12 protein-coding genes are annotated in these 13,845 nt (G+C 48.6%); 8 read left to right on the forward strand and 4 right to left on the reverse strand.

Translation table 11 applies throughout. The annotated features are described in order from the left end of the window. Nucleotides 1-89: 89 nt before the first annotated feature. The 4 genes from CF168_RS02425 to priA all read right to left on the reverse strand — a co-directional run bounded on the left by CF168_RS02425 (nucleotide 90) and on the right by priA (nucleotide 5,649). Complete coding sequence (locus CF168_RS02425) at nucleotides 90-314, reverse strand: hypothetical protein (protein ID WP_011624229.1); 225 nt, start codon at nucleotides 312-314, stop codon at nucleotides 90-92. 568 nt (nucleotides 315-882) lie between these two features. Continuing rightward, nucleotides 883-1,578: an SPOR domain-containing protein gene (locus CF168_RS02430; RefSeq protein WP_089066841.1), complete on the reverse strand. Its 696-nt coding sequence runs from the start codon at nucleotides 1,576-1,578 to the stop codon at nucleotides 883-885. Nucleotides 1,579-1,581: 3 nt separating this feature from the next. Further along, on the reverse strand, nucleotides 1,582-3,327 hold the full coding sequence (gene argS, locus CF168_RS02435) for an arginine--tRNA ligase (protein ID WP_089066842.1): 1,746 nt from the start codon (nucleotides 3,325-3,327) through the stop codon (nucleotides 1,582-1,584). 111 nt (nucleotides 3,328-3,438) lie between these two features. Further along, nucleotides 3,439-5,649 (reverse strand): primosomal protein N', encoded by a 2,211-nt coding sequence (gene priA / locus CF168_RS02440; RefSeq protein WP_089066843.1) that lies wholly within the window; start codon nucleotides 5,647-5,649, stop codon nucleotides 3,439-3,441. Between the two features lie 103 nt (nucleotides 5,650-5,752). Between priA and CF168_RS02445 the strand changes: the two genes are divergently transcribed. The 8 genes from CF168_RS02445 to CF168_RS02480 all read left to right on the forward strand — a co-directional run bounded on the left by CF168_RS02445 (nucleotide 5,753) and on the right by CF168_RS02480 (nucleotide 13,840). After that, entirely contained in the window at nucleotides 5,753-6,913 is a 1,161-nt protein-coding gene (locus CF168_RS02445; RefSeq protein WP_089066844.1) for a FimV/HubP family polar landmark protein, read from the forward strand. Between the two features lie 165 nt (nucleotides 6,914-7,078). Further along, on the forward strand, nucleotides 7,079-7,291 hold the full coding sequence (gene rpmE, locus CF168_RS02450; protein ID WP_011624224.1) for a 50S ribosomal protein L31: 213 nt from the start codon (nucleotides 7,079-7,081) through the stop codon (nucleotides 7,289-7,291). A 511-nt stretch (nucleotides 7,292-7,802) separates the two neighbouring features. Further along, the gene (locus tag CF168_RS02455; protein ID WP_089066845.1) at nucleotides 7,803-9,047 is read left to right on the forward strand and encodes a malic enzyme-like NAD(P)-binding protein; all 1,245 of its coding nucleotides are present in this window, start codon (nucleotides 7,803-7,805) and stop codon (nucleotides 9,045-9,047) included. Nucleotides 9,048-9,262: 215 nt separating this feature from the next. Further along, the gene (csrD, locus tag CF168_RS02460; protein ID WP_089066846.1) at nucleotides 9,263-11,173 is read left to right on the forward strand and encodes an RNase E specificity factor CsrD; all 1,911 of its coding nucleotides are present in this window, start codon (nucleotides 9,263-9,265) and stop codon (nucleotides 11,171-11,173) included. Nucleotides 11,174-11,411: 238 nt separating this feature from the next. Then, complete coding sequence (locus CF168_RS02465; RefSeq protein ID WP_011718436.1) at nucleotides 11,412-12,290, forward strand: hypothetical protein; 879 nt, start codon at nucleotides 11,412-11,414, stop codon at nucleotides 12,288-12,290. Beyond that, nucleotides 12,287-12,889 carry a PilN domain-containing protein gene (locus tag CF168_RS02470; RefSeq protein ID WP_089066847.1) on the forward strand — a complete coding sequence of 201 codons (603 nt, stop codon included), beginning with the start codon at nucleotides 12,287-12,289 and terminating at the stop codon, nucleotides 12,887-12,889. The genes CF168_RS02465 and CF168_RS02470 overlap by 4 nt, the downstream gene beginning before the upstream one ends. Next, nucleotides 12,886-13,536 carry an MSHA biogenesis protein MshJ gene (locus CF168_RS02475; protein ID WP_089066848.1) on the forward strand — a complete coding sequence of 217 codons (651 nt, stop codon included), beginning with the start codon at nucleotides 12,886-12,888 and terminating at the stop codon, nucleotides 13,534-13,536. Before CF168_RS02470 ends, CF168_RS02475 begins: the two co-directional genes overlap by 4 nt. Continuing rightward, entirely contained in the window at nucleotides 13,523-13,840 is a 318-nt protein-coding gene (locus CF168_RS02480) for an MSHA biogenesis protein MshK (RefSeq protein ID WP_011718433.1), read from the forward strand. Before CF168_RS02475 ends, CF168_RS02480 begins: the two co-directional genes overlap by 14 nt. Nucleotides 13,841-13,845 lie beyond the last annotated feature (5 nt).

The following is a 13,845-nucleotide window of genomic DNA, read 5'->3' on the forward strand; positions in this document are numbered from 1 at the left end:
AGCGGGTTAAAAATATCAGTTAACTGGCGCGGCGAATGGGAAATTCAATGCAGCCGTCCATTGGCGTATCGCGTCATCTTCAGCCGTGATTAATAGGCCAGACGCTCGGAAATTTCAGAGTGGGAATGGGTTTCGATAAGGCGCGCTATGGTGTCTTGCTCGAGTACCGCTAAAGCCGAAATCTCGTTGTAAATCTTATCCTGCACATCTAGAGGCATGTGCACATGCTCCATATACATCCGGATGCTTAAGGCGTCACCGCTTTTGAACAGTTGGCTGAATTCAGAGGCTTCAATCTCGATTAATGCATTCATAATACTTCACCCTGAGGTTGGATTTTTGATGAGTAGACAACAGGTTTTGCTGTTACCTAAGAGATACGCCTAAGTTTGATCTAGGTCAATTAAACGCCATATTAATCTTTCTTAATAAACGAATTTACTGTTTAAAAATAGATGGTTATAAATTTCATAAAATGAAATTGTGATTTATACCAATCACATTAAATATCTAATCAGTTCAGAGCCTCACAGGTATCTCAATCCAAGGCCCATTGACGAAGAAATGGTTATTCCCTTTTAAGTCAATGTAACACGGGAGTGAGATACCTGTGAGGCTCCCGAAGGGCGGGGTTGAACGGGCTTTATACTGCGTTTAAGGCTTTCGACAGAGCGCCACTATGCCTTCAAGCCTTCGCCTTGTCTAAAGCCCGTTTAACTCCCGCTGAATGAACAGATATTTAATACGATTGGTATTAGCTCAATGTTTGAAACGGGGCAAAACAGGGTTGCTGGAGTAGGTGTTGGTTGGCAAGAAGATAAAAAAATCGCGGCGCGTGATGGGGCACGCGCCGCGATGTTCAGACTGATTTTGCAAGCAGGATTACTTTGGAACGGCTAACAGCTGGCAGCCATTGATCCCTGCATTTTGCAAGGTGTGGCGTTTACGCTCGGCATCGCGCCTACGTTCGTAGGGGCCGAGGATAACCTTGTACCAAGTGCCTGAGGTGCCCTCGATTTGCCTGACCTGCGCTTCTAACCCTTGGAACGCAATCACGGCCTTCATCTGGTTCGCCTGAGACTCCTGACGGAATGAAGCGCACTGCAATTGATATTGCTGTGGTGTACGCGTCGCCACGACATCGGGAATATCCACTTCGACGTTTTTATTCTCAAGCTCGTCCAGATAGGTCCATTCTTCCTTAGGCTTAGGTGGCAAGGCGTTTGGATCTTTCTTCGGCGCTTCAACGACGGGCTTTTCCTCCACCGGCGCAGTCACTACCACCGCTTGGCGCTCGGCCTCTTTCACCTTAGGCGTGAGAATCGTTGCTGGTTCTTTTGCCTTAGTCGGTTTCTCGGTTTTCACCTCGACAGGCGCTTCCTGCTTGGCGGTATCTTTAATGCTAAACAGAAAATAGCCAAAACTGCCGACGGCAATAAAGGCGAACAGGATCAACGGGATCGGGAGCTTACGGCGAGGCGCAGCCTTTTTAGCGGCAGGCCTCGCTCGTGTCGCGCGAATGGGGCGCTGTTTCGCGCCCGCTTGCGGTCTTCTGTTGGCATAGTCACGATTGCTCATGGCTTACATCCGTTCTAGGGTTTCGATACCTAGTAGATTTAGGCCTTTTTGCAGTGTGTTGGCCGTCAGTTGTGACAGCAGTAAACGGCTATGCTTTTGCTCGTCGTTATCGGCGGCAAGCACTGGGCATGCCTCGTAGAAGCTAGAGAAAGCCCCCGCTAATTCATAGAGGTAACCGCAAAGTACATGTGGTTGGCCCTTGTCGACCACGCGGCTGAGGATTTCACCAAACTGCGCCAGTTTGTTACCTAAGTCTTTCTCTTTTTCATGTTCGAGTACGATCTTGGCTTGGCTTAAGTCAATATCGGTCGCACGTTTGAAGATACCTGCAACGCGGGTGTAAGCGTATAGCAGGTAAGGCGCAGTATTGCCTTCAAAGCTCAGCATTTGCTCGAAGCTGAAGATGTAATCGCTGGTACGGTTTTTGGACAGATCGGCGTATTTGACTGCGCTGATCCCCACTACGCGGGCAATTTCAGCTAAGGTCGCTTCATCCATATCTGGGTTTTTGCTGCGAACCAGCTCAAGTGCGCGAGTATTGGCTTCATCCAGTAGATCAACCAGTTTCACTACGCCACCGGTACGGGTTTTGAACGGACGACCATCTTCGCCATTCATGGTGCCGAAGCCTAAGTGTTCCAGTGACATATCGTTACGGACAAATTTAGCCAGCTTGGCAAGGCTAAACACTTGTTGGAAGTGCAGCGCTTGGCGTAAATCGACAAAGTACAGTACGCGGTCGGCTTTGAGCACGCTTGAACGGTAACGCATAGCGGCTAAGTCGGTGGTGGCATAGAGGTAACCACCATCGGCCTTTTGAATGATAACAGGCAGCGCCTCGCCTTCTTTATTACGGAATTCTTCTTGGAAGACCACTTTGGCGCCGTTGCTTTGGGTCAGTAAACCTTGGGCGTCTAAATCTTTAACTACTTGCTCTAAGTCGGCGTTATAGGCGCTTTCACCGTGCACATCGGCGCGGGTTAAGCTTACCCCTAAACGCTCGTACACTTCGTGGCAGTGGCTTAAAGAAATGTCGTTAAATTCACGCCATAGTTTGTTGCAGTATTCGTCACCTGATTGCAGTTCAACTACAAGTTGACGGGCACGGGTCGCGAACTCTGCCGATTCGTCAAAACGCAGTTTGGCGGCGCGGTAGAAGGTTTCGAGATCCGATAATTCTAATTGGGCTTGTTCGCCATTTTGTGCGCGCAATTCTTCCATGTAGGCCAGCAGCATACCAAACTGGGTGCCCCAGTCGCCTACGTGGTTTTGGCGGATCACTTTATGGCCTAAAAACTCGAGGGTACGCACCACGCTGTCACCAATGATGGTCGAACGCAGGTGGCCGACGTGCATCTCTTTGGCGAGGTTAGGTGAAGAGTAATCCACTACGATAGTTTGTGGCGTTGGTAGCTTAATCCCTAAATGCTCATCGCTAATTGCAGCCTGTAATTGGTTCGCTAACGCGCTGTCATCAATGAAGAAATTGATAAAACCAGGGCCTGCGATTTCAACTTTCGCCACATAGGCTGAGGCGGGTAGGTTGTTGATGATCAGCTGCGCCAATTCACGGGGATTTTTACCCGCCGCTTTGGTTAGCATCATGGCTAAGTTGGTTGCCAGATCGCCATGGCTCTTATCCTTGGTTCGATCTACTTGAATTCGCGCCTCAAAATCCGCAGGCAAAATACCTTGTTGTTTAAAGGATTCGATAGTTTGTTCAAGTAATGATTGGATATGTGATTTCATGGATTAATTAGCTACTAACTTTAAGAATGAATACAGGGAATAACCGCGTATTTTAGCCGTTTGTGGTGACTAATTGCTATCTTCCCGATGATTTTTTATCAAATTATTGAATCACAACAGATCCTGCGGATCCCTATCTAGGATCCAGCGACAACGTTTGGCCTCTGGCAGCTGTTCGACGAGGGGATAAATTCGCTCAAACTCCTGCTGTAATCTATGTCTGTGCTTGGCTTGAAACATCAATTGACGGCGGAACTTACCAGCTTTTCTGTCGAGTGGCGCAGGCATAGGGCCGATGATTTCAAACTCTTTATCTTGGGGTAGCAGTGCTGCAAATGCATTCAGAAAGTTATCGGCATCCACGGCTGAGTGGGCTTCTGCGCGCACCAGCACCATGTGCCAAGCGGGAGGCAGCAGCGCCATTTGCCGCTCCTTTAATTGACTGCGGGCAAACTCGCCATAACCTCGGTGGAGCAAATCCCTCAGTATAGGGTTATCGCTCTGATGAGTTTGCAGCAACACAGTGCCGGGTTTGTTGGCGCGGCCAGCACGGCCTGCGACCTGAGTATAGAGCTGGCCGAAGCGTTCTGGCGCCCTAAAGTCGGCGCTAAAAAGTGCGCCATCGACATCCAGTAATCCCACTAGGGTCACATCTGGAAAGTGGTGCCCTTTGGCAAGCATTTGAGTGCCGACCAAGATTTTGTATTCGCCCTTATGGATCGCACTTAAATGGTTTTCGAGCGAACCCTTAAGGCGGGTGGTATCGCGATCGATTCGCACCACGGGATACTTGGGGAACTCCTGTTGCAGTGCTTCGGCGAGTTGCTCAGTGCCGATACCTTGGCCCATCAACATGGTGCTGCCGCAATTGTGGCACTGCCTTGGAATGGCATATTGGTTACCGCAGTGGTGGCAGCGGATTTCCCCAAGGGATTGATGCACAGTAAAAAACGCATCGCAGCGGTCACACTCATGTAAGTGCCCACACTCGTGGCACAGCAGTGCTGGTGCAAAGCCACGGCGGTTCAAAAACAGGAGTACCTGATTCCCTGCCTCTAAATGGCTGCGGATTTCGTTGATGAGTGGCGCCGACATCCCCGCCTTGAGGGGCAGGTTTTTGATATCGATAATCCCTTGGCGCACTTTTTTCGCATTACCCGCACGTTCCCCGAGTTGCAGGTGATGATAGCGACCACTTAGGGCATTCTGCAGGGTTTCTAACGAGGGCGTCGCCGAACCTAAAATCACTGGTATTGATTCTAAATGTCCGCGCATCACGGCGAGGTCGCGGGCGTGATAGCCAACGCCTTCTTGCTGTTTAAAGCTGCTGTCGTGCTCTTCGTCGAGGATGATTACGCCGGGAAAAGCCATGGGCGTAAACAGGGCGGAGCGGGTGCCAATGATGATGGCGGCTTGACCACAGCGAGCCTGTCGCCAAGCTTCGAGGCGCTGGTTGTCGGTCAGTCCCGAATGCAGCACGGCCACATTGACTTTAAAGCGGCGCTTAAAGCGATTGATGGTTTGCGGTGTTAAGCCAATCTCAGGCACCAGGATCAGCGCTTGCTTACCCTGCTTAAGGATATGTTCGAGTACGGCTAAATAGACCTCGGTTTTACCCGAACCGGTAATGCCCTCGAGCAGAGTGCAGTGGTATCCTTGCTGTTGGGTGAGCAGGGTGACGGCAACTGCTTGTTCCTTATTGAGTCTATGGGGGGCTTCATCGAGTTCCAGTTGGCTGCGCCAATCGAGATTGAGCTCGGCGAGTTTCTCGTGTCTGGCAATCCAGCCCTTATCCTCTAAGGTTTTGAGCGCGGCTTTATTCAGTTCTAAACTGATGACGTCTTCCTGCGTCAAGCTGGTTTGCTGTAAGCGTTCGAGTAAGCGTTTTTGCGCCGGGGCGCGTTTTAATGTCTCAGGCGCAATATTGCTGCCCAGCTCTGTGATTTGCCAGTACTGAATTCTTTGCGGCGCGGCATCGAGCCCTTTACGCAGCGCCACGGGGAGCGCCTGTGTCAGCATTTGTCCTTGGCTGCAAAAGTAATATCTTGCGGCCCAGAGGGTTAATTTATAAAGCGATTCTGGCAATAAGGGCGCGTCATCAATAAACTCTATGACAGATTTAAGTTGCGTAGGGGCCAGTTCACAGCTGTCGGTAATGGCGGTAACAAGGCCTATCAGTTGCTGGCGCCCAAAGGGGACTTTTACTCTTATCCCAATCTGAGGTTGCTGAGCGCTTTCCTTACCTTGCTCATCGGTATCCACTCGATAGGTAAAGTTTTGCCGCATAGGCACAGGTAACGCAACTTCAACAAACAGTGACATATGCAGGGCGAGTCTTAAGGGAAATGAGGTTTAGTGTACTCAGCACGGCTAGCGAGGGCTAGTCCTAATGACAGTTTATCCAAGGATAGTTGAGAGTAAGTAAATGACTAAAATAGCGAAATCATTAGGACTATTCGCCTTAGTGTGTAGCGCTTGTGTACAGGCGCAAGTTTCCCATGTGAGTATCAATAGCCGCATGTTTGATTTGGGTGCTTACCCCAAAATGCGCGTCAATGTGATCACTGATAATCAGGATATGACTCGGCTCGAATTTGCGGTGCAGCAGTCCGGTGGTGAAGAAAAACTCATGGCCGAGCAGCTTAACCGTTTCTTGGTTTTGCTGACGGGCGTGGAAGATGTAACGGATCCTAAAGCGCGGCTGTTAGTACGCGAATACCGTGTCGATCGTTGGTATGAAGTGAAAAACCTGCCGCTGTTTGAGACTGCTTCCTCTGCGGTGTCTTCAGTATCGCAAGCAAAAACGGCGGTTGTGAAATCGAGTAAAGCGGCCACAGCCGAGACAAGTCAGCTGGTGGCAAGCTCTGCTAAAAGTGACAAAACCCCAGTTAAATCAACGAAGGTTGTGCAAGAGGTTAATTTAGTCACCGCTGAAGCTGATGTTGCGCCCGTTGCTTCCGTTGTTGTGGCTGCGGTGACGGCAGAAGTTGCCGCTACGCCTCGCGCCTCAGGATTTACCTTCCCTGAGGATAAGTCTGATGTGAAAGCATCCTCCACCTCGAGTTCGTCGGTAGTGGCATCTGTTGAGGCTAAAGCTGATGTGGCTAAATCTGAGCCATCTAAAACTGAAGCAGCTAAAGCTGAAATGCCTACACCTGAGCCGTCGACAAAAGATGTCACGAGTGAGCCGGCGGTTGCACAAGCGTCTGCTGATCTGCCAATAGTGGATAAAAGCAAAACTGCGATTGATGCGCCCGAAGTTAAGGCTGGCGAAGCGACTGCAACTGAGGTTAATACGGTAAGTTCGACAAATGCTCAGTCAACAAACTCGGGTGAGTGTCTGTTGGATTATCACAACGAGACGTTATGGCGCATTGCCAATCGCTATGCCCCTGACTGGAAAGTGAGTGTCTATGGTGCCATGCTGGCGATCCACGATGCTAACCCTAAGGCATTTTCAAAGAATCGAATTAACGCGCTGAAGAAAGATGCCACGCTTTATTGTCCATCGGCTGAGATACTTGCGCGTTATCCCGAAGCGCAGGCGGCTAAGACAAGTTTCGAAGATAGAGAGGCGGGCAGATAAATGTTCGCGAGCAAGTAGATTATCGTGAAAATGCTCAGATAATCTACTTGTATCCGCGTAGGTGATACTGTACTATTCTGCGCCCTAACATATCGTTATTAACTGCATGTGGTGTCCGACTTCGGGTTGGAAGAGCGACATGGCCTTACATTTGAGGTAATCCCAATGAAACCAGGTATCCACCCAGAATATGCAGTAATCACTGCAAACTGTACTTGTGGCAACGTAATCAAAGTAAACTCTACTGCTGGTAAAGACCTGCACTTAGACGTTTGTGGTGCATGTCACCCATTCTACACAGGTACACAAAAAGTTGTTGATACAGGCGGTCGTATCGACAAGTTCAACAAGCGTTTCGGTATGCTTGGCAAGAAATAATTGCGTAAGCAATGTTTCTAAAAAAGGCGCCTATGGCGCCTTTTTGCTTTCTGACCTTCTGGCACAAAATCGCTACTCTTCTGCCTTTCTGGTACGACTTCACTTAAAAAAGCATCAAAGTCACTTAATAGTAGGCTAAAGCCGCCTAAATTGACTTATTTATAGCAATTAACTATAAGATAACGCAGTTAGCTATCTCTATTGTAATTTAATCAACATTTTTGGCTTTATAAGGCATTTTTTCATTGCTTTAGCGGGTTATGTTCGTTTGTTTCCTACAAATTTAAACAGATAATCATCCTTTATTGGCAGAGATAAGTTTATAAAACTTGGCTTAGAGAGATAAATCTGTCGCAAAGGCGAAATTTCTCAATATCTTATTTAAAAATTAACCCAATTGGCGTATCTTACCCCGACCTGCCACACTGTTTAAATCGCCCGTAAATGAGGTGATCTTGGGTTGGTCGGCCTTACTTCCATACTTATAAATGTCGCATTTCAGGATGTTAAAATGTCAGATATTCGTCAACAAGCACTCGATTATCATGAATTCCCCGTTCCCGGTAAAACCGCAGTCTGCCTCACTAAACCTGCTGAAACGAGCCATGACCTCGCGCTAGCCTACAGCCCTGGTGTTGCTGAACCGGTACGTGAAATTGCTGCTAATCCTGACAATGCCTATCGTTACACCAACAAAGGTAACACTGTCGCTGTTATCACTAACGGCACGGCGATTCTGGGGTTAGGTAATTTAGGCCCATTGGCGTCAAAACCGGTGATGGAAGGTAAGGCTCTGTTGTTTAAACACTTTGCGAATATCGACTCGACCGATATCGAAGTGACCCACAACACCACTGAAGAGTTTATTAACACTGTTGCGGCTATCGCTGGCACCTTTGGTGGTATTAACCTCGAAGACATCAAGGCGCCAGAGTGCTTTGTTATCGAGCGCGAATTAATTGAGCGTTGTAATGTGCCTGTGTTCCATGATGACCAGCACGGCACTGCGATTGTGACGGCTGCGGGTATGATCAACGCCTTAGAAATCCAAGGCAAACTGATCAGCGATGCGACCTTTGTGTGTATGGGGGCTGGCGCTGCTGCGATCGCCTGTATGACCATGCTGGTAAAATGTGGTGCAAACCGCGCCAACATCTACATGTTAGATACCAAAGGCGTTATCCATACGGGTCGTACCGATCTGAATGAATACAAAGCCTTGTTTGCAAACAATACCGACAAGCGCACTTTGCAAGATGTGATTAAAGGTGCCGACGTATTCTTAGGTTTATCTGGCCCTAACGTGATTGGCGCTGAAGAAGTGGCCATGATGGCGGATAAGCCAGTGATTTTTGCCTGCTCAAACCCAGATCCTGAAATCAAACCTGAGCTTGCCCACGCGACGCGCAGCGATTTAATCATGGGTACTGGTCGCAGTGATTATCCGAACCAAGTGAACAACGTTCTGTGTTTCCCATTCATTTTCCGTGGTGCCTTGGATGTGCGTGCATCTTGCATTAACGATGAAATGAAAGTGGCTGCAGTACATGCGATTGCTGGCCTAGCCAAAGAAGAGGTCCCAGCGAGCGTGCTTAAGGCTTATCCAAAGGTGAGTTCATTAAGTTTTGGCCCTGAATATGTGCTACCAAAACCTATGGACCCACGTTTATTACCTCGCGTTGCCCGCGCGGTCGCGCAGGCTGCGATTGATTCGGGTGTTGCGGCAATCACTACGCTGCCACACTACGCCGATTAAGCGCGAGTTCGACTAAAACCCAAAAGAGGCTAATTAGCCTCTTTTTTGTTTTTACTCGGAATAAAAATTCTGCCATGTGAATGCTTTGAGCGGCGTTGAAAACCAATCCTTGGTTGCCTTTTGGCTTATGCTACTGAATAATCTTGAGTAGCATTTGTTTAACTCGTGTTAAGAGTGCACCGATAATTATAATAATCCTGCAGGATAGCGGCTCGATGAAATTCACTCGAATGTTAACTACAAAATTAACCAGTTTTTGGTTAATGTCCTTGGCCGCTATCGCCTTTGTCTTTTTACTCAGCGCCATGATGAGCTTTGTGCAGTTGACCTATAAGTTTCAACAGCAAAAAGTGACTGAGCTGGAATCCCTTTTGATTGAACATTACCAAACTCAACCCGATTGGGAGTTAGAGTCTTGGTTGCCGCCTATGCTGCTGGCGTACAACGCCGTCGAATTCCGTTTGACCATGAAGAGCGAAGTGCTCTTCGCCTATCAGGGCAACGTGCAGACGCAAAATGCCATGGTCTATACCCATCTGCTCGATCCCCAGTCGGGATTGAATATGACCCTCACGCTGCCACAGCCCTTCGAGCATTACAGCGTCAGTTGGTATGAATTGCTTATTTTAGGCGTGGGCTTACTGGCGGTGATTGCGCTGGTGCGTTTTGGCCATGTGTGGTTTTCGCAGCAGTTAGATGGGATTGAAGAGCTTGCTCAGCGTAGCCGATTGATTTTGCAAGGCAAACACGAGCAAGCCCTCGCAACGCCGGGCAATGGTAAACCTAGGCTCATCAACCGAGCCTTAACTAAGCTGCTCGAAGAGTTGCAGGACGCCCATAAAGAACGCGGCCGTTTCGATAAGTTTATTCGCTCCAATACTTTTTTAGATGCGCAAACCCGCATTGGTAATCGGTTGTTTTTAAACAACCGCCTCGACGCCTTGAGTCATGACCAAGGCATGGTGGCCCACGGGGTGATTTATCTGTTGGAGATGGACGACCTCGATTTACTGCAACAGGCTAAAGGAGAGGGCGCGGTTAAAGAGTTGCTCCATGCGACAGTCAACAGCATTAATTCTATTTTGCAGACCTTACCCAACAGTATCTTTGCACGCCGCTCCCATAATCAATTTGCGATTGTCGTGCCCCATGTGTCTTTGATTGAGGCCGATCAGCTTGCCAGTAAATTACTCAAAGTCTGTTTGAGCCAACCTTTACCCGACGATGTGGAGAATCAAGACAACTTTTATCATTTAGGCTGTGCTTACTTTACCGCCGGGGATAATGTTAATCAGTTGCTCGATGAGGCCGATATGGCATTACGCGCCGCGCAATTACAAGGTAACAGTAATTGGTTTATGTACGACAAGGGCGCGATTGATGAGGAGTTTGCTAAAGGCTCGGTGCGTTGGCGCAGCTTCTTAGAGAATGCCTTGGTTCAGCGGCGTTTTTATCCCTTTAGTCAGCCAGTGATGGATTCCGACGGCGTTGAGCATCACAAGGAAATCTTTACCCGGGCGCGGGATAATCAGGGCGCGTTAGTGCGGGCTACACTCTTCATCCCTATGGCGAACAAATGCGGGTTGATGCCACAAGTTGAGCGGCAGATGATTGAGCGAGTGTTAGGTTTGTTGTCGCAAGAAAAACATAAGAATCAAGTCTATAGTGTGAACTTGAGCCTAGATACCTTAATGAGCCGCGCCTTTACCCAGTGGCTTAAAACCACTCTGCTCGAATATCGCCACCTGACGCCACAACTGATTTTTGAGGTGTCCGAGGATATCGTTATCCAACACCAAGATAAGCTTAAGCCTAAGCTGGATATGATCCGTAAGATGGGCGCGCGACTGTGTGTCGACCATGTGGGTCAGCAGGTGGTGGGTACTTACTATATTCGCGAGTGCCATTTCGACATGATTAAACTGCATAGGTCGATTGTGCGTCACATTCATTTACGTCCAGAAAATCAATTATTTATTCGGAGCCTTATCGGTGGCTTATATCGCACCGAAGTGCAAGTCTGTGCCGAGGGTATTGAGGTATTTGAGGAATGGCAAACACTACAAATTCTCGGTGTGGGTATGGCGCAGGGCATGTATTTTAGTGAGCCGATTGAGGTGCAATAGCGGGGAATTTTTTCCTCGCCGTATGTGATCACTGTGGAAGAATAGGGCCGAAATGTCGGATTTCTCTATATAATTCACTGATTAGCGGCTAAACTAGCCTGTGCCAAAATTATGACGCTGGATATGATGGGTTTCACATTTTACAGGTGATGCACATTATCCTTATTTCAGTTTTGGACGTTTGTTATTCGCGCTCTTATGACTCAAGCTTTAACTTTATCGGAAGACAGGCATTTTTATGGATAAAGGACTTTTTGCTCGGTTAGCCTTTTGGCGAGCCAAACAGGCTGGCTCGGCGCTCGGTGTTTATGTCTGTGCCGATAAGCTGTGGGTCTATGCTCCCGCGACTGAAAGTCTTGCAGAACAATGGGTTTCCTATGAGCTGCAACAGGATCTGTGGCAACAGGCCTTCGCCGAACTTGCCAATGCCTTTCCCCACGCATCTTTGCAAATAGTTCTCGGTAGTGGCCGCTATCAGTTGCTCGTGGCCGATAAACCGAATGTCGATAGTGACGAATTATCCCAAGCTTTACTCTGGTCGATCAAAGACATGGTTAATATCCCTGTGCCGCAAATTCACTTGGATTACTTTGAGTCGCCCCTGCCGAGCAATAAGCTCAGTGTGGTTGTGGTCGATAAAGAAAAGTTGCGCGCTATGGTGCAGGCCATCAGCGATCAAGGTTTAAGCGTACTAGGAATTAGCATCGAAGAATTAGCCATGACTAACCTGTTTGATGAGGATAATCAGGCGAGATTAGTCGTGAGCCATCATACAGGGCAAGAGTTGTTGCTGACTGTGGTCAAGCAAGGTCAGCTCTATATGCAGCGTCGAGTGCGCGGTTTTACCGAGCTGGATAAGGCCGAAGTGGATGAGCTTAACTACGGACTGGCGGATAACTTAAGCCTAGAAATTCAGCGTTCTATGGATTACTTTGAAAGCCAATTGCGTCAGCCTCCAGTCGCCTCAATTGAATTATTTGCCGACGGCGCAGTGGATGCCTTGGCTAAGTTGGTATCGGCTAACTTTAACCAAGCCGTTAATGTCGTTAATAAGCGTGCCGTGGGCGCGAGCATGGCGGGATTAGCCTTTAGTGAACTTTCACGAGGTGCCGAGTGATAAAATCGAGAGTCAATCTATATTCTGCGGCATTATTACCCCCAAAGCAGAGCCTAACCTTTTCGAAATTAATGAGTTATACCCTAGGCTTGGTACTGGTCTGCGCCATACTTGCGGCCTTTAGCTATTGGCAATTGGCCGAGTCTCAGCGGGCGCTAAGCCAAGCCTCGGCGCAAAAACAGCAATTCGATCAGCAAAAGGCGGAACTTGAAATGCAAATCGCCGCCCGTAAACCCGATGCTGAGTTAGTCGCGCGCGTCGAGTTAGAGTCGCAGCAGCTCGAGTTAAAGCAATTATTGATGAATGAGCTGGCACTGCGCTCATCCCTCACCAGCCGAGGTTTTGCGCCCGTGCTGAAGGATTTAGCTATGGTGGCCGATGCGAGTGTTTGGCTTAACCATATTGTGATTAACGAGCAGCACTTTATGTTTGAAGGCTTTGCCGATCATCCGCAGAGCATTCCGCAATGGGTGGGCAAGTTAAAGACAACGAACACCTTAAAAGGTCAGGCTTTTTCGTCTATGACCATGGATCGCGGTGAGGATAAACCGCTGGCTTTCACGCTGACGAGTGAGACCCCAGAGGAGCAGGCGCGATGAAAGCCCGATTTGAACAGTTAGCGCAAAAGTTTGATTCTCTCAGCCAGCGTGAGCGCGGGCTTATCGCTCTCGCCGTGTTAGTGCTGGTCGCCATGTCGGCCTATATGCCTATCGAGTCGCTGTGGAAACAACAGCATTCGACGGCGCAGCAAGTGAAGGCGTTAGAGCAAGAAAACAAGATTTCGATGCAACAGATTGATTTATATCAGCAGCGATTGGCTATGGATCCTAATCAGGACTATCGCCAGCGTTTAAGCTTGTTGCAGCAACAGAATCAAGAGATTGATGCTCAGCTCAATGAGCAGATGGTGGACATGGTGCCCGCCGATTATATGCCTGAGTTATTAGGTAATCTGCTTGGGCAAGTTCAAGGCATTAAATTACTTAAGTTTACCTCGGTTACGCCCGTGCCACTCCTTGCCGTGGGTGAAGAGAAAAAGCTGAATCTCTACAGCCATGGAATACGCATGAGCTTGGAGGGGGATTATTTTTCTGTGCTGCGCTTTGTTGAAGCGGTAGAGGCTATGCCCGACAAACTTTACTGGAAACGACTCGACTATAAAGTAGCCGATTACCCTAAGGGGAAAATCGATATTGAGCTTTATACCTTGAGTATCAATAAGGACTTTATCAGTGTCGCTAAATAAGCCTTATATTTTCATTGCATTATTGGGGTTGTCGGCCCACGTATCGGCCGAAACCTTAAGGGATCCAACCTTGCCCGGCAAAGGCTACTCGGCCGCCGGCGCCGTGACTCAGAACCAAAACAAAGCCCTAGTGCTTAACAGCATTGTCAGCTCGGGCAACACGGCCTATGCCGTGATCAACAATAAGATTGTGTCCGTGGGAGACAGCATTCAAGGGGTCAAAGTGGTGCGTATCACTCCCTCGTCGGTCTCCTTGTCTGACGGACGGAAATTAGCATTATTTCAAGCAATAATAGAGAGATAGGGAAT

This window comes from Shewanella bicestrii (assembly GCF_002216875.1).
Taxonomy (GTDB): Bacteria; Pseudomonadota; Gammaproteobacteria; order Enterobacterales; family Shewanellaceae; genus Shewanella; species Shewanella seohaensis.